The sequence below is a fragment of the Enterobacter sp. 01-M-02-SI-ECC genome (assembly GCF_047530595.1).
Classification (GTDB): domain Bacteria; phylum Pseudomonadota; class Gammaproteobacteria; order Enterobacterales; family Enterobacteriaceae; genus Enterobacter; species Enterobacter cloacae_M.
This window is the reverse complement of sequence record NZ_JBLKCZ010000083.1, coordinates 1-1,749: the sequence shown is the minus strand read 5'-3', so window position 1 is coordinate 1,749 and position 1,749 is coordinate 1. Positions and strand designations below refer to the sequence as shown.

At 50.2% G+C, this 1,749-nt stretch carries 1 protein-coding gene and 2 pseudogenes; 2 read left to right on the top strand and 1 reads right to left on the bottom strand.

Annotation, left to right across the window (positions count from 1 at the left end):
* Positions 1-95 precede the first annotated feature (95 nt).
* A pseudogene (locus ACMWLG_RS25720) lies at positions 96-497 on the top strand (helix-turn-helix domain-containing protein); the annotation flags it as partial.
* A 95-nt stretch (positions 498-592) separates the two neighbouring features.
* Positions 593-1,237, top strand: a complete 645-nt coding sequence (locus tag ACMWLG_RS25715) for a quinolone resistance pentapeptide repeat protein QnrB1 (RefSeq protein WP_014386481.1) — start codon at positions 593-595, stop codon at positions 1,235-1,237.
* Between the two features lie 91 nt (positions 1,238-1,328).
* Here the strand turns inward: ACMWLG_RS25715 and ACMWLG_RS25710 are convergent.
* Positions 1,329-1,661 (bottom strand): annotated as a pseudogene (locus ACMWLG_RS25710) (SDR family oxidoreductase); the annotation flags it as partial.
* Between the last annotated feature and the right edge of the window lie 88 nt (positions 1,662-1,749).

The window sequence follows — 1,749 nt, the reverse complement described above, 5'->3', positions numbered from 1 at the left end:
TACCCGTCAGCGAAAAGTAATACCCCTCTGGAGGCCACGGACGGCGCGGCCTCCAGAGCACTTTGTCGTTTTTGGACGGAAAATCCCTAGAACCCCATTTTGCCATTCAGATGTGCCGCGAGATCGGATTACCTCTGTTTCCGGGTTTTAGTGCCGAGGCCAGAGAAACTCTCCTCCACTACCGTTGGCCGGGCAATATTCGTGAACTGAAAAACGTCGTGGAGCGATCCGTTTACCGGCATGGAACCAGTGATTACCCGCTGGATGAGATAATCATTGACCCCTTCCGCCGCCACACTACTCAGCCGCAGGCGCCGGAAACTAAACCGATGTCTGTAGGGTTACCGCTGGATCTGCGTGAATTCCAGCAGCAGCAAGAGAAAGACTTTCTACAAACCAGCTTACAGCAGGCAAAATTTAACCAGAAAAAAGCCGCTGAATTACTGGGTCTGACTTACCATCAGCTTCGCGCTTTGCTGAAAAAACACCAGATTTAACGCACATTTGCAGATGTCATATTGGCGGATTTGACGCATAACCTCATCAGGGTTTACCATGACGCCATTACTGTATAAAAAAAACAGGTACAAATATGGCTCTGGCACTCGTTGGCGAAAAAATTGACAGAAACCGTTTCACCGGTGAGAAAATTGAAAATAGTACATTTTTTAACTGTGATTTTTCAGGTGCCGACCTGAGCGGCACTGAATTTATCGGCTGTCAGTTCTATGATCGTGAAAGCCAGAAAGGGTGCAATTTTAGTCGTGCGATGCTGAAAGATGCCATTTTTAAAAGCTGTGATTTATCCATGGCGGATTTTCGCAATTCCAGTGCGCTGGGCATTGAAATTCGCCACTGCCGCGCACAAGGCGCAGATTTCCGCGGCGCAAGCTTTATGAATATGATCACCACGCGCACCTGGTTTTGTAGCGCATATATCACGAATACCAATCTAAGCTACGCCAATTTTTCGAAAGTCGTGTTGGAAAAGTGTGAGCTGTGGGAAAACCGTTGGATAGGTGCCCAGGTACTGGGCGCGACGTTCAGTGGTTCAGATCTCTCCGGCGGCGAGTTTTCGACTTTCGACTGGCGAGCAGCAAACTTCACACATTGCGATCTGACCAATTCGGAGTTGGGTGACTTAGATATTCGGGGCGTTGATTTACAAGGCGTTAAGTTGGACAACTACCAGGCATCGTTGCTCATGGAGCGACTTGGCATCGCGGTGATTGGTTAGCATTCACGGAGCGGTAAGTACCGCTCCCGCCCTTATACAATAGTGTCCGCCCTTGCCTTAAAAGTCACTTTCGACGCACAGATCGTAAACGTTAGAGGGTTCCGGTCCCCCCATCAGAACACCAGACCTGACCAGACGTATAGCTGTTCTCCCGAGCGGCCAGGGTGACATAAAGCGGCGCGATTTCCACCGGTTGACCAGGGCGTCCCAGCGGCGCATTTGCCCCAAATTTCTCCACCTTTTCCTGCGGTTGACCACCACAGCACTGCAGTACAGTCCAGTATGGACCCGGCGCGACGGCATTGACACGGATCCCTTTCGGGGCCAGCTGTTTCGCCAGCGATTTAGTAAATGCCACGATAGCTGCTTTAGTCTGAGCATAATCAAGCAAGATTTCACTTGGCTCATAAGCCTGGGCACTGTTGCAAAGTTAGCGATGAGGCAGCCTTTTGTCTTATTCAAAGGCCTTACATTTCAAAAACTCTGCTTACCAGGCGCATTTCGCCCAGGGG